Annotated in this window: 30 protein-coding genes; 5 read left to right on the forward strand and 25 right to left on the reverse strand. The window is 45.5% G+C overall.

The window, feature by feature from the left end; all coding sequences use genetic code 11:
* Positions 1-365: 365 nt before the first annotated feature.
* From QE417_RS00415 to dinB, 9 genes are all read right to left on the reverse strand, one after another.
* Complete coding sequence (locus QE417_RS00415) at positions 366-1,553, reverse strand: exodeoxyribonuclease VII large subunit (protein ID WP_311946790.1); 1,188 nt, start codon at positions 1,551-1,553, stop codon at positions 366-368.
* 82 nt (positions 1,554-1,635) lie between these two features.
* Positions 1,636-1,944: a hypothetical protein gene (locus QE417_RS00420; protein ID WP_311946792.1), complete on the reverse strand. Its 309-nt coding sequence runs from the start codon at positions 1,942-1,944 to the stop codon at positions 1,636-1,638.
* Between the two features lie 4 nt (positions 1,945-1,948).
* Positions 1,949-4,861 carry a DNA ligase D gene (gene ligD / locus QE417_RS00425; RefSeq protein WP_311946793.1) on the reverse strand — a complete coding sequence of 971 codons (2,913 nt, stop codon included), beginning with the start codon at positions 4,859-4,861 and terminating at the stop codon, positions 1,949-1,951.
* A 64-nt stretch (positions 4,862-4,925) separates the two neighbouring features.
* Positions 4,926-5,099, reverse strand: coding sequence for a hypothetical protein (locus QE417_RS00430; RefSeq protein WP_311946795.1), 174 nt, complete (start codon positions 5,097-5,099; stop codon positions 4,926-4,928).
* An 87-nt stretch (positions 5,100-5,186) separates the two neighbouring features.
* Positions 5,187-5,756 (reverse strand): GNAT family N-acetyltransferase, encoded by a 570-nt coding sequence (locus QE417_RS00435; protein ID WP_311946796.1) that lies wholly within the window; start codon positions 5,754-5,756, stop codon positions 5,187-5,189.
* A 78-nt stretch (positions 5,757-5,834) separates the two neighbouring features.
* On the reverse strand, positions 5,835-6,443 hold the full coding sequence (locus tag QE417_RS00440; protein ID WP_311946798.1) for an alpha-ketoglutarate-dependent dioxygenase AlkB family protein: 609 nt from the start codon (positions 6,441-6,443) through the stop codon (positions 5,835-5,837).
* Positions 6,444-6,448: 5 nt separating this feature from the next.
* Positions 6,449-6,706, reverse strand: a complete 258-nt coding sequence (locus QE417_RS00445; protein WP_311946800.1) for a hypothetical protein — start codon at positions 6,704-6,706, stop codon at positions 6,449-6,451.
* A gap of 24 nt (positions 6,707-6,730) precedes the next feature.
* The gene (locus QE417_RS00450) at positions 6,731-9,679 is read right to left on the reverse strand and encodes a DNA polymerase III subunit alpha (protein ID WP_311946803.1); all 2,949 of its coding nucleotides are present in this window, start codon (positions 9,677-9,679) and stop codon (positions 6,731-6,733) included.
* Positions 9,680-9,682: 3 nt separating this feature from the next.
* Positions 9,683-10,840, reverse strand: a complete 1,158-nt coding sequence (dinB, locus tag QE417_RS00455) for a DNA polymerase IV (protein WP_311946804.1) — start codon at positions 10,838-10,840, stop codon at positions 9,683-9,685.
* Between the two features lie 119 nt (positions 10,841-10,959).
* On the opposite strand from dinB, the gene QE417_RS00460 reads away from it, so the two are divergent.
* The 5 genes from QE417_RS00460 to QE417_RS00480 all read left to right on the forward strand — a co-directional run bounded on the left by QE417_RS00460 (position 10,960) and on the right by QE417_RS00480 (position 13,548).
* Entirely contained in the window at positions 10,960-11,754 is a 795-nt protein-coding gene (locus tag QE417_RS00460; RefSeq protein WP_311946806.1) for an SOS response-associated peptidase, read from the forward strand.
* Positions 11,755-11,817: 63 nt separating this feature from the next.
* A complete protein-coding gene (locus tag QE417_RS00465; RefSeq protein ID WP_311946807.1) occupies positions 11,818-12,291 on the forward strand; it encodes a hypothetical protein in 474 nt (157 codons plus the stop codon).
* A gap of 31 nt (positions 12,292-12,322) precedes the next feature.
* The gene (locus QE417_RS00470) at positions 12,323-12,598 is read left to right on the forward strand and encodes a hypothetical protein (protein ID WP_311946809.1); all 276 of its coding nucleotides are present in this window, start codon (positions 12,323-12,325) and stop codon (positions 12,596-12,598) included.
* A gap of 219 nt (positions 12,599-12,817) precedes the next feature.
* Complete coding sequence (locus tag QE417_RS00475) at positions 12,818-13,111, forward strand: type II toxin-antitoxin system HigB family toxin (protein ID WP_311946810.1); 294 nt, start codon at positions 12,818-12,820, stop codon at positions 13,109-13,111.
* A gap of 68 nt (positions 13,112-13,179) precedes the next feature.
* A complete protein-coding gene (locus tag QE417_RS00480) occupies positions 13,180-13,548 on the forward strand; it encodes a helix-turn-helix domain-containing protein (RefSeq protein ID WP_311946812.1) in 369 nt (122 codons plus the stop codon).
* Positions 13,549-13,575: 27 nt separating this feature from the next.
* On the opposite strand, the gene QE417_RS00485 is transcribed toward QE417_RS00480, so the two are convergent.
* The 16 genes from QE417_RS00485 to QE417_RS00560 all read right to left on the reverse strand — a co-directional run bounded on the left by QE417_RS00485 (position 13,576) and on the right by QE417_RS00560 (position 26,665).
* The gene (locus QE417_RS00485; RefSeq protein ID WP_311946814.1) at positions 13,576-14,046 is read right to left on the reverse strand and encodes a hypothetical protein; all 471 of its coding nucleotides are present in this window, start codon (positions 14,044-14,046) and stop codon (positions 13,576-13,578) included.
* A gap of 50 nt (positions 14,047-14,096) precedes the next feature.
* Complete coding sequence (locus tag QE417_RS00490) at positions 14,097-14,867, reverse strand: hypothetical protein (protein WP_311946816.1); 771 nt, start codon at positions 14,865-14,867, stop codon at positions 14,097-14,099.
* A 65-nt stretch (positions 14,868-14,932) separates the two neighbouring features.
* The gene (traM, locus tag QE417_RS00495) at positions 14,933-16,063 is read right to left on the reverse strand and encodes a conjugative transposon protein TraM (protein WP_311946818.1); all 1,131 of its coding nucleotides are present in this window, start codon (positions 16,061-16,063) and stop codon (positions 14,933-14,935) included.
* Between the two features lie 6 nt (positions 16,064-16,069).
* On the reverse strand, positions 16,070-16,411 hold the full coding sequence (locus QE417_RS00500) for a hypothetical protein (protein WP_311946820.1): 342 nt from the start codon (positions 16,409-16,411) through the stop codon (positions 16,070-16,072).
* A 2-nt stretch (positions 16,412-16,413) separates the two neighbouring features.
* Positions 16,414-17,031: a conjugative transposon protein TraK gene (gene traK, locus QE417_RS00505; RefSeq protein ID WP_311946822.1), complete on the reverse strand. Its 618-nt coding sequence runs from the start codon at positions 17,029-17,031 to the stop codon at positions 16,414-16,416.
* A gap of 18 nt (positions 17,032-17,049) precedes the next feature.
* Positions 17,050-18,261 carry a conjugative transposon protein TraJ gene (gene traJ, locus QE417_RS00510; protein ID WP_311946824.1) on the reverse strand — a complete coding sequence of 404 codons (1,212 nt, stop codon included), beginning with the start codon at positions 18,259-18,261 and terminating at the stop codon, positions 17,050-17,052.
* An 11-nt stretch (positions 18,262-18,272) separates the two neighbouring features.
* The gene (locus QE417_RS00515; protein ID WP_311946826.1) at positions 18,273-18,920 is read right to left on the reverse strand and encodes a TerB family tellurite resistance protein; all 648 of its coding nucleotides are present in this window, start codon (positions 18,918-18,920) and stop codon (positions 18,273-18,275) included.
* 10 nt (positions 18,921-18,930) lie between these two features.
* A complete protein-coding gene (locus tag QE417_RS00520; RefSeq protein ID WP_311946828.1) occupies positions 18,931-19,626 on the reverse strand; it encodes a hypothetical protein in 696 nt (231 codons plus the stop codon).
* Positions 19,613-20,287, reverse strand: a complete 675-nt coding sequence (locus QE417_RS00525) for a conjugal transfer protein TraI (protein WP_311946830.1) — start codon at positions 20,285-20,287, stop codon at positions 19,613-19,615. The genes QE417_RS00520 and QE417_RS00525 overlap by 14 nt, the downstream gene beginning before the upstream one ends.
* 69 nt (positions 20,288-20,356) lie before the next feature.
* Positions 20,357-20,731: a hypothetical protein gene (locus QE417_RS00530; protein WP_311946831.1), complete on the reverse strand. Its 375-nt coding sequence runs from the start codon at positions 20,729-20,731 to the stop codon at positions 20,357-20,359.
* A 15-nt stretch (positions 20,732-20,746) separates the two neighbouring features.
* Positions 20,747-23,236 (reverse strand): TraG family conjugative transposon ATPase, encoded by a 2,490-nt coding sequence (locus QE417_RS00535; protein ID WP_311946832.1) that lies wholly within the window; start codon positions 23,234-23,236, stop codon positions 20,747-20,749.
* 2 nt (positions 23,237-23,238) lie between these two features.
* Complete coding sequence (locus tag QE417_RS00540) at positions 23,239-23,553, reverse strand: DUF4133 domain-containing protein (RefSeq protein ID WP_311946833.1); 315 nt, start codon at positions 23,551-23,553, stop codon at positions 23,239-23,241.
* Between the two features lie 11 nt (positions 23,554-23,564).
* The gene (locus tag QE417_RS00545) at positions 23,565-23,903 is read right to left on the reverse strand and encodes a DUF4134 domain-containing protein (protein WP_311946835.1); all 339 of its coding nucleotides are present in this window, start codon (positions 23,901-23,903) and stop codon (positions 23,565-23,567) included.
* Positions 23,904-23,939: 36 nt separating this feature from the next.
* Positions 23,940-24,548 (reverse strand): hypothetical protein, encoded by a 609-nt coding sequence (locus tag QE417_RS00550; protein ID WP_311946836.1) that lies wholly within the window; start codon positions 24,546-24,548, stop codon positions 23,940-23,942.
* Positions 24,549-24,627: 79 nt separating this feature from the next.
* Positions 24,628-25,494 carry an RteC domain-containing protein gene (locus tag QE417_RS00555; RefSeq protein ID WP_311946837.1) on the reverse strand — a complete coding sequence of 289 codons (867 nt, stop codon included), beginning with the start codon at positions 25,492-25,494 and terminating at the stop codon, positions 24,628-24,630.
* Positions 25,495-25,498: 4 nt separating this feature from the next.
* Complete coding sequence (locus QE417_RS00560) at positions 25,499-26,665, reverse strand: hypothetical protein (protein WP_311946838.1); 1,167 nt, start codon at positions 26,663-26,665, stop codon at positions 25,499-25,501.
* Positions 26,666-26,669: the final 4 nt, after the last annotated feature.

Genomic DNA, 26,669 nt, shown 5'->3' on the forward strand with positions numbered 1-26,669 from the left:
GGGTGGCCGCAGCGGAGCAAGGACATTATGCGTTCGTACGAACAGGCTGACCGAACTTGACGCCGCTTTTGTCCGTTTTCTTTGGAAAATAGCTTGTAAAGCGATCATCTTTTCGCAGTCAGTTAAGGGCAGAGTGAAGGGCAAGCGCAGCTTTTCCCGGCGAAGCGGGTAAACAAGTGAAGGCCTGAAGGATGCGCTTAACGGATGTTAGGATAGAATACTAAAGGCGCAGGCTTTTGCAGCAAAGCGAAAATGCCTAAGCGGAGATAACAGCAAGGATAATGTGGACCTGTCAAGGATTGCAACGGCATCCTTTTCGGAGAAAAGATATAGTGGAAAGCCTGGCCGCAGGGACAGCCAAAAGATCAATTACCTTTTAACAGGTAGCCAATGATCAAACCTAAAATAACTGCAATGATGAGCATTGTCCAGTTCACCGATGATCTACCGCTAAGTTCTGTGACCTGCGTTTTATAATCGGTGATCTGTTCATTTAGGAGACCGATCCGTTCGGATTGTAGTTTTTGTTCGCTGGCCAACTGACCGTTAAGCATCACCAATTTTTCCTGATAAACCAGTTCCAGGCTTTTAGCGGTGCTTAACCGAAGTTCTTCGTTGGCCTTTAATTTTTCGTTCAGGTTATCGATCTGTTTTTCGTAGTTGGCGCTTAGCTGTAATTTAACAGATTCGATAAGCCTGGCCTTGGAGTTGTGCAACTCTTCAACCGTATGATTAAATACATCGTTAAAGAACTGGCCTAATTCAGACGGTGTGATAAAGGACTTATCCGCCACTTTCTGCAATAAGGTAACATCATCCTTATGACCAATAGCCGTGATGAATAAGGATCGCAATGTGACTGCCTTTTCTGCGATTTTAAACCGGTTAAAAATGTCCAGGTTATCACCACCACCACGCGACACCGCGATCACACCGTAATTTTCGTTATTAAGCCGGTCCAGTGTCGTTACGATCTCTTCTTCAGAAATCAAGTTGATCCGGTGAAAATTCAGATCGTAAAAGCCGATGGATTCCCGTAACTGGTGTTTAATATCATTATCAATGATGCCGGTTTTCCCAATAATGATACCGACCTTAAAGGGTTCTTCATTAATGATCTTCTCTTTGAGCCAACTGTAAACGTCACGATAACCGTTCACCGCTTTCTGCTGCATCAACTCAATTTTTCTGAGATCGTCATCATTGTATTTATTTTGTGTTTGCTCGACCAGATCTGTCACGGTTAGTTGTATCTGAATGCTGCCTGAAGAATTGATCACCCGGCGGGTTACAAATCCATTGACGGTAACCGTTTTGTTCGGTCGCATCTCATTGCGGATCAACGGCGGCACAAGTATGGTAATAGCAGCATCCGATGCTTCGTCGCGAAAAAAATCGTAAAAATAACCGCTGTACTGATTACCCTTGCCCTGCAAATAAATCCCTTTGAGCTGAACGATGCGTTTGATCTGATTTACAGAGATGGAGTTATTGAACAGGTTGAGTACAGCTGCCGGAGAGTAAGATATGATCACGGGGTTTTCGGATTCCATCGGCGATAAAATTAGGAAATTTGTTAGGAATGAGGATAAGATGGCTGCCGCACTTTCAAAGCAGGAAAATATGAAGTTTAGGCTATAGTATTCGCATTTTGAATACAGGGCGGGGATCAACATCCGAAATGATCATTTCCGGATAGTCTAAATACCGGGCATACCATAATGCTGCCTGGTGTAGAATATCCGGAGACTGTCCATGCCAGCCTTTTGTCTCGAAGGCAAGCCACTCACCATGATCATCGCCGAATATATGTTGCTCCTTTTTTGAAGGACGAAAATCCGCTGCCTCCAGGTTGAAGACACACACTTTTAAACCGGTATCGTAATGAATTATGATGTCCCTGTCCTGATCCTGGAGCAATGCAAATTTGAGAATATTCATCATCCACTTAACTGAAAAGGTTTTGTGCTTGTTTCAAGGTTTGCATCAGGTCGATCCCTTTACCGAGAACACCTGCAAAGAGGTCACCTGTCTCCCTTAAGCGACCGACCGCATTATGGATCGTGAAGTCGCGCATGGTCAAGCCAGGCTTAACTTCGTCCCAGGAAACCGGCATAGAGACTGTAGCACCGGGCTTTGGCCTTAAAGAATACACCCCTGCGATAGTTGCACCCGGCCTGTTTTGCAAAAAGTCGAGGTACATTTTGCCTTTACGGTTAGCGATCATCCGTTCCAGCGTGGTGAACTTAGGTATCTGCTGATGCACCAGTTTAACAATGATGTTGGCGAAAAGCTGGCTTTGCTCATACGAGTATTGAGCCCCTAAGGGAATGTAGATATGCATACCGGTTGATCCTGATGTTTTTGGATAACCCGGTATCCCGATGGCATCCAATACTTTTTTGACCTCCAGAGCCGCTTCGATCACCTGGTCGAAATGTTGTTTATCCGGGTCAAGATCGATAACGCAATAATCCGGGTTGTCCGGTGACTGTGCCCGGCTGAACCAGGGGTTCATTTCAATGCAACCTAAAGTAGCCATCCATAACAGCGTCGCCTCATCATTACCTAAAAGATAGTCTTTTTCTTCTCCTTTATCATTGGTATGCGGCATGGTCTTCGCCCAGTCGGGTGCTTTATCTTTCACATTCTTCTGGTAGAAGCTTTCACCATGGATACCGCCGGGAAAACGGTTCAATGACATGGGCCTGTCTTTGAGATAAGGGACCATGAACGGCGCGACCTGATGGTAATAGTTGAACATCTCCCGTTTGGTGATCTTATCCTCCGGCCAGTAAAGCTTATTCAGGTGGGTGAATTTGATCAGGTGGCCATCGACCTTTTGCTCCTCCGTGTCAGCATTCGAGGTAAGCAGTACGCCTGGTGTTTTATGAGCTCTTTCCGGCTTTACCGGTTTACTGCCGGGCGTTTTCAAGACAGGCTGTCCCAAATCTTCCAGATCCGCCTGCAATTCGGTTTCCTTGACCATAACCTCGGTATCAGCTTCGATTTCCAGCACCACATCTTTCGGGTTTTTATCAGTACGCATCCCTTTAAAAGATGCCTGCCTGACCTTACCATCGCTGGTGATCTCGGCAAATTCCACTTCGCAGACCAATTCCGGTTTGAGCCAGGTCGCTTTGGCACCCAGCCTGCGGGGACGGAACCGGGACGGTTCATCCACATCAGGTTCGATATCGAACGGGCTTTCAGTAGTGATCAACGGCTCGAATTGTTCCATTAGCTCTTTTTGGCTGGCTGCATTAAAACCGGTGCCGACCTTTCCGATATAGCGCAGTACGCCCGCCTGATCATGTACGCCAATGGCCAGCGCGCTGAAGTATTTGCCAGTGCCTTCATTGCGGGTAAACCCTGCGATGACCACTTCCTGTCTGCGCTTAGCTTTGATCTTTAACCATTCCCGTGAACGTGCATCTGCGGTATACACGCTGTCTGCCCGTTTGGCAATAATTCCTTCAAGACCCATTCGTTTGGCCGCTTCAAAGAATTCTATCCCACCTACCTCGAAGGTCGGACTGGTTTTGATCAGGTCATGCTCTTTAGGGAGAACGGCATCTAAGATCTCACGTCTTATCCTTAAGGGAAGCTCCGTTAGGTCCTTACCATTGTACCATAGGATATCGAACACGTAAAAAGCCAGGTGAGCAGTTTTGTTATTGCGCCAGTTTTGCAATGCGCCGAAGTCGGCGGTACCATGGTCGTTCAGTGCAACGATCTCCCCGTCGAGCACGACATTAAGGTCCCATTCATCGAGCAGGTCATTGATCGGGCCGAACTGGTCAAAAACAAGGTCGTTTCGAGAAATAAGACTTGCTTCTCCATTATTGACGATAGCCACTGCCCGGTAACCATCCCACTTGATCTCGTAGATCCAGCCCGGCTCATCGAATGGTTCATCCACCAAGGTCGCCTTCATGGGTTTGACCTTTGCAGGTATCGGGGATTCCGGCAAATCTTTCATCAGCTCGGTCAAGCCTTTAGGATCGGAAGATGCCACCTTATCTCCAGTATCCTCACTTTCCTGATTCTTGTGATCCTTGTTTTTTCGCTTAGGTTGGATAATCTCACCATCCGCTAACTCGATCCATACCGGCGCATGGTCACTGGCACCTTTCCATCCCCGGACATGTTTGTCTACCTTTGCGGCGACCAGTTTCGGCGCTACTTTGGGGTTAAGCAGAAAGTGATCAAGCCTTAATCCGGCGTTCCGGCCGTAAGCATCCCGGAGGTAATCCCAGAAAGTGTAGATCCGCTCATTTGGGTAAAGTTTTCGTATGGCATCCGTCCAGCCCTGGTCGATCAAAGCTTTGTAGGCTTCCCGGGTTTCAGGACGGAATAAAGCATTATTGATATATTTCTCGGGTTTATAGGTATCCAGTTCGGTCGGCATCACATTGTAATCGCCGATCAGCAGGACGGGTAGGTCACGATCCACCAGGTCCTTGGCATGTTCAGCGAGGCGCTCGAACCATCTTAACTTATAATCGAATTTGGGACCAGGGTAGGGGTTGCCGTTCGGCAGATAGATACACCCGATGACCAAGCCATTGGTAAAAGCCTCCAGATACCGGCTGTGGGTAAATTCTTCATCTTCTCCGGGCAGGTCATTTCGTAGTTCTTGTATCTCCGTTTTGGAGAGGATCGCTACACCATTCCAGCTTTTCTGCCCGTGCCAGATGGCCTGGTAACCGGCTTCTTCGATCGCTGTTTTGGGGAACTTTGAGTTCTCGGACTTTAACTCCTGTAAGCATACCACATCCGGCTGCGCTTCTTTCAACCAGCGCAGCAGTATCTCCAGGCGGCCATTGATGCCGTTGATGTTGTAGGTCGCGATCTTCATTTATGATGAGACAACAAAGCCCCTTGCGGGGCTTATTTTTCTTCAATAACTTAAGTATCGGCTATTATTTCTTAGCGCTCAGCTTTTTTTCCACAGCGCTGCGTTGGTTAGAGCCGGCTGACTTTTTAGCTGACTCAACATTCTCTGCGGTCGTACCTTTTTTCTTCGCTTCATAAGCTAATTCATGTGGTTGTTCCGATACGGAGTTCCTTTCCACTTTGGTTCCTCTGGTTGCCATAATTCGTTGTTTAGTAAATGATTTATGTGATTATCAACAACGATACAAGTTAAAAGTTCTAAGAGCATGAGTATCAATAATGCTGGTTTATGCCGAAATAGCGTACATATCCTGTTTTTCATCAAAACTATTGACCAATTTAAATCCAGCCTTTAGCAAGACCTTGCTCGCCGCAATGTTTTTTCGGTTCACCACGGCAGCCAACTCTGCTACACCATTACTTTTCAGACCGCTAATGACCTTGGGGAGCAATGCGGACATCAGGGCCTTGCCCTTGGCAGAGCTGTTGAGATAAAATTCAATAAAGTGAGGATATCGTTTTAAGCAGTAATGTTCCCGGGCCACGCTTGGCGGGATCAGGTCGATGATCCCTAACAGTTTGCTGCTTTTTTTGGAGGTGATCAGGTGGGTCTGATTTCTCCCGCAATGAATGTTCAAAAGGGTCGAGCCCAACCAATTCTGCGCTTCGGTAATGGAATGTAACCGTTTTTCCGGGATATACTGAAGCGTTTCATCATCGGATGGCATACTATAGATTTCTTCGATCAATTGTTTTTGACGGCTAATATCGGCTGTCCCTATCGGGCGGACCGTTAGTTTGTCATTTTCCAGATGAATATTGCGCATAGGGTAGTTGAATAGGGAACGTTCGGCCATAGCTGGCTATCTGTTCCGGCATGTTTAACGGACAAATATCGCTTAGTGTTTAGTATAAATTAAAGTTCAACGCTGCGTTTATTTTATTAACCTGAACGTTAAATTTATTCGTGGCTTCATGGGTTTTACCGACTTGGCGATACGGTGCTCCCAGTGTTCCTGCAAGCCGGACTTCATCATCAGTAAAGAGCCATGCTCCAGTCTCACTGAATATTTTTCGCTGTGATCGTCTTTGTGACGGATGTCAAAACTACGCACCTGCCCGAAAGAGACCGAGGCGATCACCGGGTTCTTACCGAGGATATCTTCCCTATCCGAATGCCACGCGACGGAATCATTGCCATCACGATAATAATTCAGTAGAACACAATTGAATTTGATCCCAGCCAGAGGTTCAACCAAAGCTTTGATCCTGAGCAATTCGGGTGTCCAGCTATGCGGTTTCGACTTGCCCAGTGACTGGTAATCGTAAGCTTCGGGATCACCGAACCAAGCCGTTAGGCGAGGTGTGACCACCTCTTTGGTGTACATTTTCCGTACCTTTTGTTCCCAGGGCATCTCCCGGATAAAAGTATCCAGCAGTTCGTCCCCCTCGGACTCATCGATCAGGCCCGGAAAATATTCCAGATATTCTACAGGCAGACCTTTGCTTTGTCCAGCCTCTGCAAATAATGCCAGTTGTTCCATGTGCCCTACCTCCCAAATCCTAAAATAAAGGTCGCCAATTGTTCCTGCTCATCGACACTCAGGTCGTTTCCGTCATAAATCCAGTAGCCCTCGTCATCAAATAGGATACGGCCTAAATGTTCGGTATGTTCCTCATAAGCGGTATACAATTCATACCGTTGAGCGACCAGGTCGGGTCTGTCCGGCAGGATCTGTATGATGTTCTTGCTTCCGTCCCGGCGATTCAGCCAGGCTTTCATTTCTATAGTGATCAGTTTATACATGATCGATCTTTTTAATGTTGATACTTAATTCATTACCGGGTTTCCCTTAATCTGCAATTTTTCGATCTTGGTCACCTCCAGGCTGGCGAACCCAAATTCTTCAACGACCCGTCCCTGCATCACGTAACACCCTTGTCCACGGAAAGGGTAGGAAAGCGTGCGGTTGGGAAAGTGCACTGTATCAAAGAAGTTTCCTTCCGCATCGATAAAATTACCGAACCACATTTTCTGGTTGTTCTTGGTATGCACCGTCTTCTCGCAAACGTAACGGCCGACCATTGCTACGGTCTGACCAATATGATTACTGAGGTCACCGGCCATGATCTCGCCGCGATAGTCTGTTTCCAGCAGCTCGAAGTAGGTCATGGATATTGGGAAACCCAGCAGCTCCAGTTCATGATAGGCATTTTCCAATTGCGTATTTTCCAATACAGGCAAGCAATAATCCTTTTTCTCGACGGCGAAGAGCTCAGTGTGGTTCACTGGTCTCGCTTTTACTCCCAGCAGGAGATGTACTTCCCACAAGAGCTGTTTTTTACTTTTACCGGTGAACCGAAGCGCTCCGATACGGATCAGCGTAATGGCCTGCTCAAGACCGACGCCTGTCCTTTTGATCAGGTCCTCCAGATCGGCGTACGGGCCATTCATTTTCCGTTCCTCCGGTATACGTTCGATATACTGGTTCTCTAATCCATGTACACCGACGAAGCCAAGGTAGACATCAATCCCATCGATATTGACAATGCTGTCACTATGGTTCACGCAGGGCAGATGTACATTGGCGCCTGCGCGCTGCAATTCATGTACGTATATAGCCCGGCTGTAAAAGCCGCCATAATTATTCAATACCGCCACCATGAATTCCCTTGGATAGTAGGTCTTTAAGAATAAGCTCTGGTAACTTTCCACGGCAAAGCTGGCCGAGTGCGCCTTGGAAAAACTATAACCTGCAAAAGAAGAGACCTGCCGCCATACTTCAGCCGTGATATGCTCCGGCCGTCCCAGCGCTTTGGCACATTCGAAGAAGCGCTCGACCAGCCGGTCAAATTCTTTTTTGGAACGGTACTTACCGCTCATTCCCCTGCGCAGGATATCCGCATCCGTGCCATCCATACCTGCATAGTGGATACAGATCTTGATCACGTCCTCCTGGTACACCATCACCCCGTAGGTCTCCTTGAGCTGTTCCTCCATGACCGGGTGCAGGTATCTGACGGTATGCGGCGCGTGATGGTTCTTGATATAGGTGCCCATCATCCCCGAACTGGCCACACCAGGGCGAATGATCGAACTTGCGGCGACGAGGATGCGATAGGTGTTGCAGACCAGCTTGCGGTTGAGCTGGATCATGGCAGGGGATTCTATATAAAAACACCCCAAGGTTTTGCCCTGGCTTAGATTGCTGTTGATCAGCGGGTCCTTCATGAACTTTTTGACCTCATGAATGTCAATCTTGGCCCGCTGGTTATCTTCGGCTAGCTGCACGGCCATCTTGATGTGTCCGATACCGCGCTGGCTCAGGATATCGTATTTGTCAAAGCCGATCTTTTCCGCTTCGTACATGTCCCATTGTACCGTAGGCATACCTTTAGGCGGCAGGTCGAGCGCAGTGTAATAGGTGATCGGTTCCTCGGTAATGAGCACACCGCCTGCATGGATCGATCGCTGGTTGGGCATATTGGCCATGCGCTCGTAAATGGCCACGATCTTTTTAAAGGTCGGGTTGTCACGATTGGCCTCAGCACGCGTCGGGTCGGTAAAACCGTCGATCTCGCTCTTTGGCAGACCCATGACCTTACCGATCTCGCGGATCACACTGCGGTCCTTGAAGGTCGACATCGTACCCAGCAGGGCCGTGTAACCCTTACCGTAACGCTTGAAAATATAGTCCTGCACATCCTCGCGCTCATCCCAGGAATAATCGATATCGAAATCCGGCGGCGAAGTGCGCTGCGCGTTCAGGAAACGTTCGAAGTACAGGTCGAGTTCGATCGGGTCGACATCGGTGATCTTTAAGCAATAGGCTACGATACTGTTCGCTCCCGAACCTCTGCCAACGTGATAATAACCCTGGCTCATCGAGTACCGGATGATATCATAGGTGATCAGAAAGTAAGCACAGAAGTCCAGCTCCTCGATCACTTTGAGTTCATGTTTGACCTTGGCCAATGCCTGCTTGTTATTGCGGCCATACCGGTATATCAGCCCTTTCATGGCCAGTTTTTCCAAAAGTTCCCGGTCATCCTTTTTACTGCCTGAACTGGAAAACGTACGCAGGTTGAGGTTGATTCGCCCTTTAGGGTAGTCCATAACGCAGCGGTCCATTAACCTGCGCGTATTATCCAAAATGAAAGCATAGCGGGAGAACTTAGCTTCCAGCTCACCCGGAGCAAGGAACATATCAGTGGGCAAGCATTTATCCTCGGCTTTAACCTTGGTCAGGATCGTGTTCAGGTCAATGCTACGCAGGTATTCATGCAGGCGGTAAGAGATTTTATCCAATACGAAAACCGGCTGCAAGGCGAGCAGTTTTTCCCGGATCGGCCCCAGGTCAACGCCGTACAATAAATTGAGTTCATCGAAGCGAACGCCTAAAAATTCGTTCGCCCGCAGTTCGCCTACATGTCCGAAAGGGTAGATCACGAACACATTGTTAAAAACTGGTGCCAGGTCCGGTAGTGGCTTTTGCTCCAGGTTATGTTCGGTCAGGTGATCATTGATCTCCTTCATGCCCTCGCGGTTCTGTGCCAGCGCGATATAGAGCAAACGCTTGTCCCGACGGAATTCCATACCGCCGATCGGTCTCATGCCTTTTTCATCGCATACCCGCATGAACTCCATGATCCCTGTGGAGTTATTGATGTCGGTAAGTGCCATCTGGGTAATACCCCTGGCCATGGCCTCCTCGACCAGGGTCTCGACGGACATCGTGCCATAGCGCAGACTGTATTGGGAATGGACGTTCAGGTACATCGCTTACAAGTTCAAGTTGATACCCGAGGCCAGTTTGATCGAATCGGGGCCAAAACGGCGGCGGATCTTATCCATGGCCTGGCACAGGCTATATTGCTCCTCCGATTCGCTGTACAGATCGATCTGTTCGTAGCCCGTTACTAAATTGGACAAGCGCACACCGATGAGCCTGATCAAGATCCGTTTTTGGTAGACCTGTTTGAACAACTCTTTCGCCTTTTTGATCAGCACACTGTCTAGTGCAGTGTAAGGAATGGAGGCCTGCCTGGTCACATCTTCCCGGGTCGAATAGCGCACGGTCACCGTTATGCAGGCACATTGGCGATGCTTCTGCCGTAACTCGAATGCCAGTTCCATCACCATGGAAGTGAGCAGGTAATTGATCGACTCCAAATCGATACTGTCGTTCTTAAAAGTGCTTTGGGTACCGATGCTTTTTTGTTCCTGGTAGGGGATGACCGGTGATTCGTCGATGCCCTTTGCTTTTTGCAGCAGCCAGATGCCGTTCTTGCCTAAGATGCTCGTCATGTACTCCGGGGAGACCTGCGTCAGGTGGTGGATACGTTTGATACCCATGTCACTTAGCTTCAGGAACGTTTTTTCACCCAGGCCGGGGATCTTTTTGATCGATAAGGGATCCAGGAACGGTTTTACACCGGGCTGTTCCACCGATAACTCCCCATTCGGCTTGCACTCATTGGTCGCCATTTTAGAGACCGTCTTATTGACCGACAAACCAAAGGAGATCGGCAGGCCGGTCTCCCGGATCACTGCGGCGCGCAACTCTTTGCTGTATTGCAACGTACCGAAGTGTTTATCCATCCCCGTCATATCGATATAGTGCTCATCAATGCTGGCCTTTTCGATCAGGGGCACCCTTTCTTTGAGAATAGCGGTGATCTCATGAGAGGCTTTAGAGTACTCATCCATGTTGCCCCTGATCCAGATCCCGTGTGGGCAGAGCATGCGGGCCAGCTTGGCCGGCATAGCCGAATGCACCCCGAATTTCCGAGCCTCATAACTTGCCGAAGTCACGACACCGCGGTCAGAAAGACTGCCAATAATAACTGGTTTTCCGACCAATCTGGGGTCTTTTCGTACCTCGACGGACACAAAAAATGCGTCCTGATCCATGTGTATGATCTGGCGGTCGGCGTTCATGAGCAATGAGTTAAGTAAAGTTTCTACAAAACTATGCTAATATTATTAGTATTTCATAGTTCTTACGACAAATTATTTTACAACTTGTTTTTATGGCTTGCAGATCAGTACATTAGTGCATGTGTTATCATTATTCCCTGACCGCCGACAAATTCGAGATCAGCACGCGTTATGCCCTTGAAGATGAAGAGACCATTGCGCTGATGAACGACTATGATATCGTTTATCACAATGACGGTTTCGGGCACAGGCCTATGCCGGTCATCACAGCGGATGAGCCGAACAAGATCCAGCTTTACGACTGGGGACTGATCCCGCACTGGTTTACCCCAAAAGAGGGGGCAGTAGATGCGAAAGGCAACAAACTGACCGCCCTACAGCAAGCCCGGGCATTCAGTAATCAAACGCTCAATGCCATCGGTGAGACCGTTTTTGAAAAACCGTCATTCCGCAATTATATTGGTAAAAAGCGTTGTCTGGTGCCTGCGAACGGTATTTATGAATGGCATCACCTGGACAAGAAGACCAAAATACCGCACTACATATACCTGAAGTCAAAGGAGATTTTTTCATTTGGCGGGATCTTCAGCCACTGGACCGACCCGGAAACCGGTGAGATCGTTAAGACCTTTTCCATATTGACCAATCCAGCTACACCGTTGATGTCCCGTATCCATAACAGTAAGTTGCGCCAACCGTTCATTCTGCAACGGGATGCCGAAGGACGATGGGTCGATAACAATTTAAAAAAAGAAAACATCAAGGAAATGATCCTGCCTTTGGAAGACACCCACTTCACGGCGCACACCATTTCAAAGCTGATTACTTCACGTTATGAAAGCTCCAATACGCCAGAGGTCATGGAGCCTTATGACTATGAAGGATTCAAGAGTTTGGTGGACGATGCGGCTTGAAAAGACAAATTACATTTGTTTTTACTAAAATTATTAGTATAACTTTGTGGTAAATTCATTGTCATGCAGGAAGAATTCGAAATACAGGACCGCGACGGCCACCACATGGTCTATTGCCGCAAGCGTAACCTAGAGATCCTGGTTACGGAACGGTTCGATATACCCGCCTATCCGGAGCACTTCCAACTGGTGTTCGCCAGGATCGACTGGCAGAACCACCCGCCGGTCAGACATTTGAAGGATGATGTGATCGTTTGTTTCGGTGTCTGCGACTACGACCAGATCGAGTATGAGCCCTATTTCAAACATTTGTTGGTGAGCAACGCAATCGGCGAGTACATGGCCCAGCAATGGTGCCTTGCCGCTGACGAGCTCATTTATTCGCCGGCTTACCAGAAGAATTTTATCGATAGCATGTCATTAGACCCGGATCAAATGACACCGGAACTGTTGGCCTATGTAAGCCGTGATCCTGCTGAAGAGCCATTAGATTTTTACACCTGGAAAGAAAAGTACTTAAAGCCTTTTCTTAACTGATATTTAGGAAACGATAATGTTTTCTATTGCTATGGAAACCTCGATCTATTTAAAAAAGGTGCTTATATTTCTAAAGCAGGAACTACCGGAAGAATATCGCGGGAGTTTGGAATTTCATAACGATAAGTTCGTTCTTACTTTGCCAGAGAACGAAGCTTTCCAGTCGAGTTACCAAAGCTTACACGCCCTGATACTAACACAGGTTAACCGTATAAGAGACCGTCAGATCGATCTGCACTTTACTATTAAATCAAAATTTCAGGAGCGGGATTTTACAATTATAAGATCAATCGCTTTCGATGCCTGAAGGATAACGACCATGGGAGCGGTGGGGGGGATCAGCATTTGTCCGATGAAGTGTACTGTAGTATCTTACGATATCAAACCCGCCCTCTTTTAACGACATTTCCAACCTATAAAAATAGGATTGTCTGCATAGGCACCGGCATGCATATTAAAAATAAGTTCGGGTCGTTTTTAGAAAAACTAAAAATTATTTAGATTTGCTAAAACAAATTCAGGTAACATGGTCGTTATCAGCTATGGAACATTACGAGATTTTTTTGAGAAACACGCTGATTCGAAAGATGCACTCAATAACTGGTACCGATTGGTGGAGCAGGCAGACTGGGCAAATTTTCATGAGATCAAAGCCATGTTCAATACCGTAGATGCCGTGGGAAACGACCGTTTCGTTTTCGACATCAGGGGAAATCACTACCGTATAGTGGCCATGATCTTCTTCGACATCAGAACTGTTTACATCCGTTTTGTGGGAACTCATAAAGCGTATGACAAGATCGATTGCACTACGATCTGAGCAATAGTGCACCATAAACCGTCTATGGAAAAGACGAGAAAAACTTTAAGAATCTTTTTATCAAGACGATGAAGAACGAGATAAAAAGCGACGCTGATTATCAGCAAGTAATGACGAAGATCGATGGCCTGATGGCCAAAGGAAGTGCAAATGTTACTCAAGACGAATTGAGCGAGATCAGAACGCTGGCCCAACAAGCACAAGCATTTGAGCAGGCTAAATATGTCATTGATGCACCTACCACATTGATAGGTATGGTCGAGATGCGCATGTTCGAGATGAAATTAAAGCAACGTGACCTGGCACAAAAGCTCAACATCAGTGATGCCAAGCTGTCGTTGATCATGAATGGAAAACAAAGGCCAGGTGTAGATTTCTTGAAAGCGGTCTATCAGCAGTTGCATATCGATGCCGGCTTTTTGCTGGAACATGCGTAACTGTAAGAAAAAACTCGAACCGCCAAATCATAAATCTAATCTTAATTCCCTCCAGTCAAGAGGATGGGCTGGTATGTTCTTCGGTGTTCCAGATATTTCCCAAAGTTTCAGTTCCTCTTTTAAAAACCTGATAATGCGGCGTAAACCTATATCATGGTAGGTAAAGACAGCGATTATGCCATTTTCATTCAACCAGTCTTGCTCATAACCTTGCGGTGTTAGTGGTTGAATGATCACATCTTCATCCCAGTCTAAGTCAAAGCCTAAACTAAAACCTGATGTTTCCTGTAAGAGTGGCTGGACAGCAGGTTCGTCCAGCTCAGATGTCAGGCGAAAATAGGCGGAGGGGTAGTGCCCGCCATCCGTCAACATGATCTCAGCTTTTACAAGCGCCCTGTTGTTAAGGGCCAATGCATTTTCTGTCATCAATCGAACAAAGCTCAACCATTGCTTGTCGCTGATGAAGGGGAGCGGATTGATCTTATGAAGTACTGTCATCGCTTTAAATTTTAAAGGAACGGATCACCAGGACCCGTTCCTGAACTTTTTTAAACACTCATTCCTTTTTTACGCGTCTGCTTTTTTGCCGGCAGGTCCTCCTTGGCCTGCTCGCTTTGCTGTAACTTTTTATTGGTTTTCGATTCGGGTTCCAGCAACAATTCCCGTTTGATCTTTTTCATGCTATCATCGTAGAGGTCGATCGTTTTAAACTGCGGGTTGGCTGCGATATAATACTTGGTATCCTTGCCGTCTTCCGCAACAGTTACCTGTTGTGCATTGCCTTTTTTCAAAGAGCGTAATAGATTTTCCTGGCTTTGCGGGTTATCCATTTCTTTGATGCCAATACCGCTGATCACTTTCTTCACATCGAAGCCGTAGTTTTCGTGATAGTGTTTAAGCTTCATATTCCCTTTTTCGGTCAGATTATCTTTATCCAAAGCAACCCAGGCCTGATATTTCTGCCCCTCCAGGTTGTATAACTGTTTGTGAACCGCACGGCCTTCCATTAGGTTAAAGGCTTCTTTAGCGGTTATGCCGCTGCCTTTATTAATGAAAAAACTTTGTTTCAGGTCTTTGGCCGGATCATTCTGATGCGGGATATTCGCATCATACTTATTGAAAAAGTACATTTCATGATTATCACCTGCTTTGAAGTGCAACGTGTAATCAATTGCCTTCTGGTTGAACTCATGACGGGTTTGAAGATTGAACTCCGGAGATCTCGCGGCAATCTGTTTTTCCAGGTCTGCATTTAAGCTTTCGCCAAACCCCAGGTTCAGCAAGCTTTTTTTCAAAAATTCTGCATTTTCGGTATTCATCGTTACTTAGTTATATGTTATAAAATTGATTGGTTTCGTTACTTAGAACTGCCTACTGTTTGAACTTACTTGTTGATCTTAAGCAGTACGGGATACTGATCATCTAATTTTACCTTGATCTTCCTGATCTTTTTGCTGAACAAGCCTTTTGCGGCATTAACGCCACCGGCTGCCGCCTGGGAAGCTATAGATTGATCCATACTCAGGATCTGCATGTTTTGCAACGCCGTATTGGCATTGGAACCAACCTCGGCACTTAGTTCCGCTTCAGGCGCGGGTATGCCGGGCATGCCATCCAGGCTATACACGATCAGATCTACAGGTACAATTTGCTGGTCTAAACGAATATTGCTGATACGGATAACTAACCTTTGATTGGTAACCTGTGCGGTCCCGTAGACCTCTTGCCCGATTGGGAAATGTTGCCCTTTCAGCGTTACGCTATCAGTCAGTTTTAACCGGACGGCACCGCCGTCACGCACTTTTTGTTTGCCATCGATAGTCGCGGCAATTGCTTTAAAAGGCTTTTCTGTCTTCCTGACGCTTTTCTTTTCCGTAGCATTTTCGGGGTTTTGAATATTTTGTATCTGCGTCAGCATTTTGCTCAACTGTTTCATTTCAGGATCAGCCTCTGCACCCGCGCTGTTCATGCTTTTCATCATCTTCGACAGCCGTTTAACATCTGCATTACTCTCCTGAGTCTGTGAACCACCACCTGAATAACGTGTTTGTTCCGGCTGATCGATCTGGCTAGTGATCTGTGCGAGCTTTGCTTTGATCTGCACTTCATTGGCTTCGGCACTGTTTGCAGTTGCTTCCGATGTTACGTTGGTGTTAAACTTTATGGAAGAATCCTTCGAGGCCGGGTTTGTGCCATCAAATCCTAAAGCTTGGGTAAAGGCGGGACTTATGCCATCGGCATTCAATTCCACCGAATCCTTTTTAGCGGTTTGATAGATACCCATCTTATCCTTTTCTTTCTCGTCTTTGAACTGTGCCTGTGGTAAGGTAGTATTTAACCCGTTTGCCAGGTTATTTACGTTGGTACCATCGTGGTGACGGCCACCACCTAAGGCCCAAAACGCCATAAGGAGAAAGGGAACGATAAGTACAGGTATCATCACCATGAACTTGCGTTCTTTTATAAAATCCGGTGTATGCAGCGGCAGTTGACCGCCTTTAGCTGTTGCTTCCATGATCTGTTATTTAATCGTTAATGAATCAGTGAGTTGTTTTTGGCCGTTTTGCGGTATAGGCAAATCTGATGGTTGCCCGATGTGAGCCGCACTATACGGTACTTTACTTTGTTTTGAAAAAGCATTAAAAGGTCCGTTAAGCGTGCTTAATAACCAGGTTATTATAGACACAGTAACCAAACCTAAAATCCATCTTTGTTGCCTTTTAGAAAATCCATTGAACCATAAGTTGATCGCCGTTGCCAAACGCTTCTTTAAATGAAGGATGGCATTAGCAATAGCCGCTGCCGCCCGATCTGATGCCGGGTTTTCGGTGGCATGTGTGTTTTTATCTTTGAAAAACTTCATGGCTATGGTCGTTGAATGGTCGTGTCCTTGTTAGCTATCGTTTCCCAATGCTGGATCAGGAAACCGTGCGGATTGTTATCGGAACGGGTAACGTTCCTTAAATAGCCCTGGGTGATCAAACTCCGGTTTACCGTAGATGTGGACCGGATCAGTTTTTGGGTCGCATAACATTTGAAATAGTAAGGGTATTGGTTGATGTCCAGTCGAACGCTATCGACAATGACCTGCTGAGAAATATTACCGGAGATCAAGTTGTTATAGTAACTCTTTTCCTTTAAGTCATTATACTGATTCTTGGCGCTTTCATCAGCCAGGTAAAGCGCTTTACTGATGTTGGCGTTGATCACTTTTTCATCCGGGTCGAGTGTAAAGAAGTAATGATGAAACATAGAGATGTGATCTTTAGCCTCCACCGGGATGTTATCTTTTCGGTCCGCAGCAAATGCTTCCAACGCTTTTCCATTAGCGAGAATATAGATATGCCGGCCAGCCATATCGGCTGCCTGATAGCTCTTGTACATGGCAAAACAAGAGATCACCATACACGCTGCGATCAGCAGGTAGGTAAATATTTTGACGTGTTTAAAAGCCGTTTCGATGTTTTTGAGATGTGTGAACATGATCCTCGAGTTTTAATTTTATGATTCTTGTTTACCAGCGATGCGTTGTGCCTGGAGGTCATTTGCCTTAGGTGATGCACTTTGCCCGGCACTATTCCAGCCCTTCATAAAGTTACCCGGCGCATTAACGAGGTTGAGTGCCCCGCTTGCCATCCGGCTACCCACCGCGGATCCAGCCTGCATAGACGTATTGGATGCCATGGTGACCATCGAATTGACCTTTTGCAATAAGCCGTTGCCGCCACCTGCATTTACAATATAATTGGCTACGCTGGGCACGGTGAAATAGCCGATAATACCGATGATCAGGAAGATGAGATAGGCAGTGTCAGTCGAACTAAAGAAAGTATCACCAGCGGTTTGTACCTGGGAAATGTCCAGCTTAAGCATGTTTTCCTGTACTTTTCCGATGATAGCCCCGAAGATGTTAGACACTGGTAGCCATAAGAATACATTGATGTATTTGGCCAGCCAAACTGTCAACGTATGCTGGAAACCATCAAAGACAGCAAGGCCAAAAACTATCGGGCCTAAAATGGCCAGTATGATCAGGTAAAACGTTCGGATAGTGTTGATACAAAGGGCAGCTGCTTCAAAAAGGACCTGCAAAACTTCGCTCATCCATTGCTTTACAGTATTGCGAAAGTTATAGGATGCTTTGGCCATCGCGAATTTTACATCATTACCGATACTGGAAAGCATACCTTCGCCGTCTCCTGTTTTATCATCGGGATGTGTGTATTTATACCACTTATCCCTGTCTCCATCACCATCAGTACCCACGTACATCTGCCATGTATTCGTTTTTTCCACTGCTTCCTGTTTGGCTTTTAACAGCGCTGCGATAGCAGCATCTGAGTTTTTGACCATTCCGCCTGTGGCATTTACTGTAGGCTGCATGATCCCGTTCACCACGGCGATCACCGTTGGAAATAACAGAATGGCTAAACCCAATCCGAAAGGTCTTAAGAGCGGGTAAAAGTCGATAGGCTCGGCACTGGCGATCTGCCGCCAAACACGGCTGCCGATATACCCTAAGGCACCAAACCCGGCGATAGCCCTGCCAACACCGACCAGCTGGCTGCACATAGGCAGCATGTCGTTGTAAACCTGATTGAGCGTGCCTTGTAACCCCTGTATGTCGCCTGACAAGCCCTCGGCTTTGGAAAGTCCGGGCAAAGCAATAGCGGTAACCGCGATCATCGCGGCTATCAAATGTTTCCTTTTCATATAGATCTGAATTAGTTGTTTATCCCGTAAAGTTGTTTTACCGTTTGGATTTCGCCCTTTTCTCTCGTCCGTTGCAAGCTAAGCATGATGCCCTGCCGGTTGAAATACCGAAGAAATTGCAGCTTATCGGTGCTGCCGGTGTAGATACGGTCGATGGCTTTGATCCGTTCATCGTCGCTCATCCGAAGCTTGGTCGCCGTGAGGATGTTGGCCAGTTCACTTAGATCATTAAGGCTTTGTTTAACTAAGCGGGAGTAAACGGTGCCCATGTAATCCAGTTCTTTCGCATTGAAACTCCCGCTTTTCTTAAATTTAGTAAAGGCCGCCTTATATTCATTTAGTAAACTGGCTTGCTGGCTTACTATTTCTGCAACCCGGCCATAGTTCCGAACCACCGGACTTACCTGTAAAAGGCCATTGAGGTAGACGCTATGCAAGCTAAAATTCCCTTTAGCTAAGGAAGATACGGTACCATACCCTTGCTCGTAGATCTGATAGCCGGTCTTCATATCGGCAAGAATACTTTTCAGCTGGGTCAGCTTCTCGATATTCAATAATAATTGCTGCATTTCCTGGCCCTGCGCATTAGCCGTTTTGGAAAAGCTGATTGAAATAAAGAGCAAAACCGTAGTGGTTAATCCTATGATGTGTTCTTTCATAATTCACAGTTTAATGATGATCGCCGTATAGTCTGATGATTGCCTTATTATCCCGACCAGTCTGTTGATGTTGGAGGCCGTATCTTTGTAATTGCCCAATAAAACTGGAAGTGAAACGGTAGTTGTCCTGCATAGCGGCATGGATCTGGTTAAGCCTGCTGATGCGTTCCTCATCATTCATTTGCAGTTTCCCATCTTCGAGCAGGTTGTGCAGTGCCGTTAACTGGTGTTCACAGTCTGCTAACAATGATTTTTTTACTTTATCGAGGTAGACCTTTTGTTCGAGTGTGAATTCACTGTTTTGATCGATCCGGGTAAACCTGCCCAACATCTCATTTTGCCAGTTCACTATCTGGTTCACTTGCGGGCTGTTTTTCACTACTGAGTTTATTGTACTGCGCCTGAAATAATACTCGTTGTGCAGCCCAAATTCCTGTCCAAGCGCTCCGGTGATCGTGCCTAATCCGTTGTGCGCAATGTTGTAACCTTGTTTGACATAATTGGAATACATATGTAATGCAGCGATCTGCTCCAACAGGTATTTTTTCTGGGTTTTCTTTTGCGAGAACCATTCGGCAAATGTTTGTGCATCCGCATGGGCGGACAGCAAGGCTGCTGCTGAAGTGAGTAATGTATAGGTTAGCAAAACCTTACTTTTAAGGCTGATCTGATCGGCCTTATGCTTGATGTTTTTAATTGATCCCATACCATTTTTTGATTGATTTAGTATCTGCTAAGTCGCGACTGCGTTGTAAGCTGACACTAATATTTTGGTTATTAAATTGCTTTAGATCATTATAGTTCCCGTCCAGCTGATCGCTGGCCTGATCAATGAGTTCCAGGCGTTGTTCATCTGTCATTTGGGTTTTGAAGCCATTGATGATCATCAGGATCTGATCCAGGTTTTGCATGCTGGCTTTCAGAATACCACTGTACACATTTTCCATGTAACGCAGCTCTTCCGGCTTGAAATGTTTATCCTGCCTGAATAAGGCCCAGGCGCGGTGGTACTGCTGTACTAAAGATGCTTGTTTAAGCGTCACGTCTTTGATCCGCTGGTAGTAAGCAATGGCCGATTTGATCTTCCAAAGCTCCGTGAAATAATCACTGTAAAGCTGTTTCTGCTGATCGGTCCACCCTGAAATTTCGGTGAGTTTCAACTTGGAAAGTTGGTTTTCGATCACTTTTTGAGCGTTTTGCAACCAAATAGTTTTATTCTGCATTCGCTGAACTTTCAAATCAATGGCTTTGATCACCTTTGTTACCGTTACCTTGATGACTTCAGTTGCTATAAATTGAGCTCTCACTTCGTAAGCCGTTGTTGTAAAGAACCCGGTCATAAAAAGAAATGCAATAATCATTTTCATTTGTTGTTTCATAACACCTCCAATCTTCCGGCACTGGCCGGTGAATCATGTCAATTGTAACGTTCCTGATTACTTAATTTTTATGTACTCGTACCCTTGAATCGTGAGTGAATTCTTATATGAGTTGTAATAGAATTTTCGTCCTAATGCACCTTCGGAAAGAATTTTAGCCTGCTCATCCCACTGTGTTGTCCACTTGCGTTGTTTATACAGTTTTGGTTGTATCACGCCATTTCTTATTTTTTGATACCCCGTTTTGGACAGTACCATGAAGGTGTTATTATTGGATTCAAAAGGCGTGACAACTAAAGTGTCATAGCTTTTAGTGTATTCATCTTCCGATTGGTTTACGTATGTCCCACTAATCTCTACGGCATGACCTGCATCGCTGCAACGGCTGAGTAAAAAAGCGAGAAACATCGCTACGATTGATGCACTTTTCATATCAAATAATTTTATTTATGCTGCTTGTTCTAATTCTTCCCGTACGATAGCCGCAATACCGCGCTGTATACTTCCGTATTTTTTAGCGTAGGCATGTACTTTTGCTTTTTCCGATGATTCGGTGGTATAGGTCCAATATTCCTCCCGGCTCACCTCAGTGCGGTACACTTTAGAAAGCTGGCCATTCAGGCTGATGAAAACCTCCTTGTATTTTAGCGTTTCATCATTGTTCCTATTCATGCTCATGATCAGAGCGGTTTCCTTGTCCGTTATACCTAAGAGCTGTTGAATTTTAGGAAAGTCATTCTGGTATTTGCGTTGGTCAAGCAGAATCTTGCAGTCACTATTGTTAATGATCGCTTGTTTTACCACGGGAGAACTGATGATGTCTTCAATGTCTTGCGTAACCACCAACGCCTCGCCAAAATACTTCCGTACCGTTTTAAACAGGTACTTGATATACTCGGCCATTCCTTCCCGTGCGATAGCTTTCCAGGCTTCTTCGATCAGGATCATCTTCCTTGTCGCTTTATCAAGCTTTCGCATCTTGGATACGAAGGTTTCCATAATGATGAGGGTAACGACAGGAAATAAAATGGGATGGTCTTTAATATTGTCCAGTTCAAAAACGATGAACCGTTTTTGCAGGAGGTCCAGGTTTTCCGTTCCATTCAACAGGTAGGCATATTCCCCTCCCTTGTAAAATGGTTTCAAAACGAATATTAAGTTGTCGATATCGAAACGGTGGTCTTTAACCTTCGACTGCTTCATCGTTTGATAGAATTCACCCCCTAAAAACTCATAGAAAGTATCAAAGCATGGAAAAATCTCAGGTTGGTTCCTCAGTTTTTCGTAATAGTGATACAACGCATCAGAGATAGCTACATATTCTGAACGCTGCACACCTTCGTCTTCCTTTTTCCAGAGGGCCAGGATCATCGCCTTAATACTTTCCTTTTTTTCTGTGTCCAGGTAATCGCCTTCAGGGATATAAAAGGGATTGAAACTGATCGGGTTCTGTTCGGTATAAGTAAAGTAGTAACCACCAACGAATTCACATAAACCCTGGTAACTATGACCTACATCAACCAAAACAATGTGCGCACCTTGTTCAAAGTAACTTCGCAACAAGTGGTTAGTAAAAAAGGACTTACCGCTGCCTGACGGACCTAGAATAAACTTATTACGATTCGTGGTGATCCCTTTGCTCATCGGATCATCGCTGATGTCCACATGTACCGGCTTACCGGAAAGTCGATCACCTAACCTCAATCCACAGGGGCTTAAACTTGATTGGTAATTCGTTTCCAGATTGAGAAAACAAGTGGCCTGTTCGACAAAGGTATCAAAGGAATCATTCATGGGGAAAGTTGATTCATTTCCTGGCAAGCCTGCCCACCATATCTGCGCAGCACCGTCCGTTTCCTGTTTGGGCTGGGCATCCAGTTGCGCTAAAGACGAACTAACCTTGTTTTTCAAGTCTTTCAAACCGGTTGGGTTATCTGTCCAGGCCAAAATATTGAAATGGGCTTTTACCGGTAAGCGCTGCTGGCCGATGGCTTCATTCAAAAAGTCGTGTGTAGCATCCCGGCCAATCGCATTTTCACGCGAGTAGGCTGAAAGGGATTGTAAGCGCAGTTTTTTAGCCTCCAGTTTTTTTAAGGTTTGCTGGCTATCTTCGATAAAAATGTACTGATTATATAAATGGTTGCAGTTCAGCAACCCACCGATCGGTGTGGCAAAGCCTGTACTGAATTTTGTCTTGTCGGTACTGTATTTATCGTAGGTGATCCTTGGCCCGCATAACGGCGGAAGGTCTTCGGCATCACTCATCGTATAAAGCTGACAGTGGTCATCCCCAATTCGAATTTCGTCCTGAATGTGCAGGTCTTTCAAAACAGGCGGCTGATGTTCGTTCAACAAAAAGCAATATTGCTCTAGAGCCCCTGTTTTATTGACCGTCCCAGCTAACTGATCATCATCTAAACGGGTTAGTGAGATCAGCCCACTATCTTCCAATACACGTACAAATTGCCCGGCGCTATCCTGAAAGTCATAAAACAGCTCGTCACAAGTGGTTTCTACCGGTACGATCCGTTTACGCATCAGGGTACTTACCGCACTGGTGTAATATTTAAATTTATCCGGCTTTTTCGTCAGGTAGATGTGGCAATGATGATGCAGATATGCGCGCTCATTGAAATACCCTTCGCTGGAATGGGAAAGGAATGTTTCCGACACCGCTTTACCATCCTTTGCAAAGGCCGCCTGATAGCTGTCGCCTATGAACCAATCCTGTTTGTGAAAAACGCTGTTCTTCGGCAGGAGTTTAAGCGCTTTGATCCATGCCTCGTGAAAAGCATGATATTCATCGTTAGACAAGGTAAATATCTCGGGAAGCTTAACTTTGAAACCAAGCGTCATATCGCCCTGCGCTGAGATCAAACAATTGTGCTCGATCTTATAAATTGGGAAAACTTGTTCCGCTTTGCTGTGTGAGGTCATGATTATCGTTTTAACCGTAAGAAAATTTTCCGGGAACTGAATTTAAGGTGGTTCGGCAGGTATCGTTTGGCCGCCATTTTCATCAGGCCATGTTCACCATATCTGTGGCTTAATTTAAAGACCTGATAAAAGAGCAGGATGCCTAAAGCCGCAATAATGATCAGACATATACTGACAGGTATGCCCATGATGTACGTGGCGGCGAAGACAACCAGTAACATGACCAAGCCACCGGCGAGATAGCCTATATACTGCGCTTTCAAACCTTTAAATTCAATAGGCTTATTAATGCCTTTGTTGATCTGATAGATTGCCATGGCGAACTATTTTATACCCCAAAAAATGATTTCAAAACCGTGGCTACAACAACTAGAAAGATACAGCTGCCGAACCAGCTGGAGGCTACCTTACCGGTGTCGTGCTCGCCGTCGTTCCATTTTTTGTAGACTTTGATCGCACCCACCAGTCCTACAATGGCACCAATGGCATACATCAAACTGGTTCCGGTATCGAAATAGCTTTTTACCTGTGTAGTTGCCTCCTGGATACCCGCATTTCCGTCTTGTGCATAAAGCGGGAAGCTGAGAAATAAAGTGCTTAGGAATACGGTGATGCGGGTCAATGTTGATTTCCAATCCTTTAGGATTTTTACTTGTTGATTTTTCATAACAAAAGAATTAAAGGGTTTACAAAGAGTTATTTGTCAATTGTGCTGAATATCTGCCTCGGTGACTGTAAATGGAAGTTTGTCTTTTGACAGCATTAGCGTTCGCTGCTTTACAGATGGCCAGTCGACTGAATTGGCTTCGGGTGATCGGTAAGAACTGTACTGGATACGAAGCAGAGAGAGGAATTCGGATTTATCATCAATCTCTTTAAAGGCTTCCACCAAATGGGATACATCTTGTAGCAGATCATTAGTCGGGTCTTGCGGTCTTGTATTCACGACTACCTCATGTCCTTTTGAGGCGATCTCTGTTTCAGGTTCTTCCTCAACGGCGAATTGCAAATCGCTCGTGTCAGAGATGGATACGCCGTGATCAGGTTTGGCTAAACCCATCACCTGGAAGGACGAGGTTAAGTTTGGACTCGGGAGCTTGCCCGTAGCGGGCTTCCTATTCACAAAGGCCCACAATTCCTTTTGGTAATACCGTAGCCCTACATAGCAATAGTAGGCTAAGACGATGAACGTCAGGACAGCTAAGAATTGCTGCCAGGAGACTGAAGACAACATAAGCTTTGGTTTAATAACCACCGCACCATGCGGCGATCTCTTAAGCAAAGGTTGAAGTACTCCGAATTTCTTTTTCACCCCTTGTACATGAGGTAGGTGTTTTTTTTTGCCTGAATCGTGCTTGCACAGCTGAAATTCAAGTAAAAATGTGGATAGGTTAGAATTTTATCTTTTGTTGCAGCGTAAAATCTTCGTCCATCTTCTCATCAATCCGCCTCAGTAAGGCCAGTTTTAATTTGTCCAAAAACGAGGTAAGATCTTTTTTACGGCGTGTGATGTCCGTGTATTTGTGATAGTAAGCTCCGAGTTCTACATGAAACGCAACTTGGAAAAAACTCACTGCTGTTTTAATTTCCGCGTTACCGTTGTTAAATACGCCTAAGGCCACTAACGCATAGATTAATTCTACGAGGTCAGTTTTATTGGCGGTCCAGGTTAGCGGGGATTCGATGGCGGTTTCCTGTGATTGCTCGTCATGAAGGATGATCCGTTGTAATTCAAGGTTTAGATAATCCTGGTATTTTTCGTTGGCAATGATTTTCGATAGTTTGTAGTCGTGGCTGGTGGAGTACATTTCGTCCTCCTCAAAATCTTCCAACTCTGCCTGCACATCAAAGCCGCCACGGGTAAAGTAGATCTCGTCCATTTGTGATGAACCAGACCGGTAGTATTGGTAAAAAGCCTGGTTATGGTCAAAAAAGCGTTTTAAATCGGCCAATTCGTAGGTGATATACTCCTTTACTATCTCGTCGCCACCAAGGGGCTTCTGCATAATAAAGTTGTAGACGTTTATAAAGTAAATATACTTGCTGTAAAACTGAGGTTTGATCAATTTGAAAAAGTTCATTTCCTCTTGTTTGTCCTCGAAAGCATAAGTGGAGATATAGCTTTTTAACTTAGCCATAGCCTTTTTGCACAGCAATATCGATGCTCGATATTGCTCTTCTGTTGTGTGCACATTCAGGGGCACCTCATTCAATTCCCTGTCCAGGGCACCAAATAAACGTTCAGCAAATACTTTCATATAATTAGGTTGGAAAGAACATTTTGTTAACTCGGGCGACCATTTTAATGAGAAGGTCTTTTACGACAGCTGCCGTAAATTGATCACTGGTGTAATACAATTTATTCATATTCCCTGAGGAGATATTTTCCTGCTTTTTACTGGTATAGTGGGCTGAAAAAAACCTGATTATGGCCGCAATATTTTTAATAGCAAAAACACCTTCATCATATAGTAGCCTGATCAATAGCGCCATTTGCGCCACTGTTAATTTGAGTTCCAATTTTTCGATCTGCACGTTATCCGACAATTCAAAAGGGAAGGTTTCCTGCTTGGTGAATTCACTTAACCAGTTTTCAAGCTGGCTATTAACCGGCGCAAGTTTTGGATCGTAATTGATCTTCGTATTTACCTGCAAGGATTTCAGTGTAAGCATCTGCTTGTTCATAAAAAAAGGTTGATCCGCAGGTCGCACCAATTGTTTTTTACTGATCAGGTTTTCCTCGTACCAATGACAAAAGCCGCTTTGATTAAAGTTCAAATAAAACAGAACCTCAATAACGGCATGTGTTAAATCCCGGTCGTCCTCAAAAGATGTTGTAGCCTCAACCGTTTCAATGAAGGAAAGAATGTATTCTGCCGTCCTATAATTAAGCGGGGCGTTGACCTCCGCGCCAATAATGGGTGATAAATAATCGCGGATACAGGCCTTTAAACCCAAATCCATTTCAACCTCTTGTAATCCTGCACTCAACTGCTCCGCAGCGTCTGACAGTCGTCTTCTAACATCTACTATCGCTGCATCCGGTATTTTGCCGTTCTCATCGATATACACGTTAAAATACTGTACCTGAAAATCTTTCAGGTTGAGCAAACAGTTTAAGAGTTTATCCGCTTGTTGAAAGTTAATGTCTGTCATTGCCAGATCTGACATCCTACCACGCTGAATAGCGCCAAATAATTGATCAGCCAATTCCACAATGATCTGTTGTTGAAAAGCAACATACCTTTTGATGACAGCCTCTTTAGGCTGGTTCAACAAAAAGTCTGTCCAGACTTTTTTGATCCGCTGGCATTCCGTAGAAATTCGTTTTTCAAGATCGTTGGTTTTGGTGATTGAACTGTTTGTTTCTAAAGCGGCAAGTATATTGACCGCCCATTCTGCCAGCAACGTCAATTCGTCCTTTAACATTGTT

This window comes from Mucilaginibacter terrae, from assembly GCF_031951985.1.
Lineage (GTDB): Bacteria > Bacteroidota > Bacteroidia > Sphingobacteriales > Sphingobacteriaceae > Mucilaginibacter > Mucilaginibacter terrae_A.

Coding starts and splice junctions, on each gene's coding strand:
- QE417_RS00415 (WP_311946790.1), bottom strand. CDS start 1,553: ATGGAATCCGAAAACCCCGTGATCATATCTTACTCTCCGGCAGCTGTA.
- QE417_RS00420 (WP_311946792.1), bottom strand. CDS start 1,944: ATGATGAATATTCTCAAATTTGCATTGCTCCAGGATCAGGACAGGGAC.
- ligD (WP_311946793.1), bottom strand. CDS start 4,861: ATGAAGATCGCGACCTACAACATCAACGGCATCAATGGCCGCCTGGAG.
- QE417_RS00430 (WP_311946795.1), bottom strand. CDS start 5,099: ATGGCAACCAGAGGAACCAAAGTGGAAAGGAACTCCGTATCGGAACAA.
- QE417_RS00435 (WP_311946796.1), bottom strand. CDS start 5,756: ATGGCCGAACGTTCCCTATTCAACTACCCTATGCGCAATATTCATCTG.
- QE417_RS00440 (WP_311946798.1), bottom strand. CDS start 6,443: ATGGAACAACTGGCATTATTTGCAGAGGCTGGACAAAGCAAAGGTCTG.
- QE417_RS00445 (WP_311946800.1), bottom strand. CDS start 6,706: ATGTATAAACTGATCACTATAGAAATGAAAGCCTGGCTGAATCGCCGG.
- QE417_RS00450 (WP_311946803.1), bottom strand. CDS start 9,679: ATGTACCTGAACGTCCATTCCCAATACAGTCTGCGCTATGGCACGATG.
- dinB (WP_311946804.1), bottom strand. CDS start 10,840: ATGAACGCCGACCGCCAGATCATACACATGGATCAGGACGCATTTTTT.
- QE417_RS00460 (WP_311946806.1), top strand. CDS start 10,960: ATGTGTTATCATTATTCCCTGACCGCCGACAAATTCGAGATCAGCACG.
- QE417_RS00465 (WP_311946807.1), top strand. CDS start 11,818: ATGCAGGAAGAATTCGAAATACAGGACCGCGACGGCCACCACATGGTC.
- QE417_RS00470 (WP_311946809.1), top strand. CDS start 12,323: ATGGAAACCTCGATCTATTTAAAAAAGGTGCTTATATTTCTAAAGCAG.
- QE417_RS00475 (WP_311946810.1), top strand. CDS start 12,818: ATGGTCGTTATCAGCTATGGAACATTACGAGATTTTTTTGAGAAACAC.
- QE417_RS00480 (WP_311946812.1), top strand. CDS start 13,180: ATGAAGAACGAGATAAAAAGCGACGCTGATTATCAGCAAGTAATGACG.
- QE417_RS00485 (WP_311946814.1), bottom strand. CDS start 14,046: ATGACAGTACTTCATAAGATCAATCCGCTCCCCTTCATCAGCGACAAG.
- QE417_RS00490 (WP_311946816.1), bottom strand. CDS start 14,867: ATGAATACCGAAAATGCAGAATTTTTGAAAAAAAGCTTGCTGAACCTG.
- traM (WP_311946818.1), bottom strand. CDS start 16,063: ATGGAAGCAACAGCTAAAGGCGGTCAACTGCCGCTGCATACACCGGAT.
- QE417_RS00500 (WP_311946820.1), bottom strand. CDS start 16,411: ATGAAGTTTTTCAAAGATAAAAACACACATGCCACCGAAAACCCGGCA.
- traK (WP_311946822.1), bottom strand. CDS start 17,031: ATGTTCACACATCTCAAAAACATCGAAACGGCTTTTAAACACGTCAAA.
- traJ (WP_311946824.1), bottom strand. CDS start 18,261: ATGAAAAGGAAACATTTGATAGCCGCGATGATCGCGGTTACCGCTATT.
- QE417_RS00515 (WP_311946826.1), bottom strand. CDS start 18,920: ATGAAAGAACACATCATAGGATTAACCACTACGGTTTTGCTCTTTATT.
- QE417_RS00520 (WP_311946828.1), bottom strand. CDS start 19,626: ATGGGATCAATTAAAAACATCAAGCATAAGGCCGATCAGATCAGCCTT.
- QE417_RS00525 (WP_311946830.1), bottom strand. CDS start 20,287: ATGAAAATGATTATTGCATTTCTTTTTATGACCGGGTTCTTTACAACA.
- QE417_RS00530 (WP_311946831.1), bottom strand. CDS start 20,731: ATGAAAAGTGCATCAATCGTAGCGATGTTTCTCGCTTTTTTACTCAGC.
- QE417_RS00535 (WP_311946832.1), bottom strand. CDS start 23,236: ATGACCTCACACAGCAAAGCGGAACAAGTTTTCCCAATTTATAAGATC.
- QE417_RS00540 (WP_311946833.1), bottom strand. CDS start 23,553: ATGGCAATCTATCAGATCAACAAAGGCATTAATAAGCCTATTGAATTT.
- QE417_RS00545 (WP_311946835.1), bottom strand. CDS start 23,903: ATGAAAAATCAACAAGTAAAAATCCTAAAGGATTGGAAATCAACATTG.
- QE417_RS00555 (WP_311946837.1), bottom strand. CDS start 25,494: ATGAAAGTATTTGCTGAACGTTTATTTGGTGCCCTGGACAGGGAATTG.
- QE417_RS00560 (WP_311946838.1), bottom strand. CDS start 26,665: ATGTTAAAGGACGAATTGACGTTGCTGGCAGAATGGGCGGTCAATATA.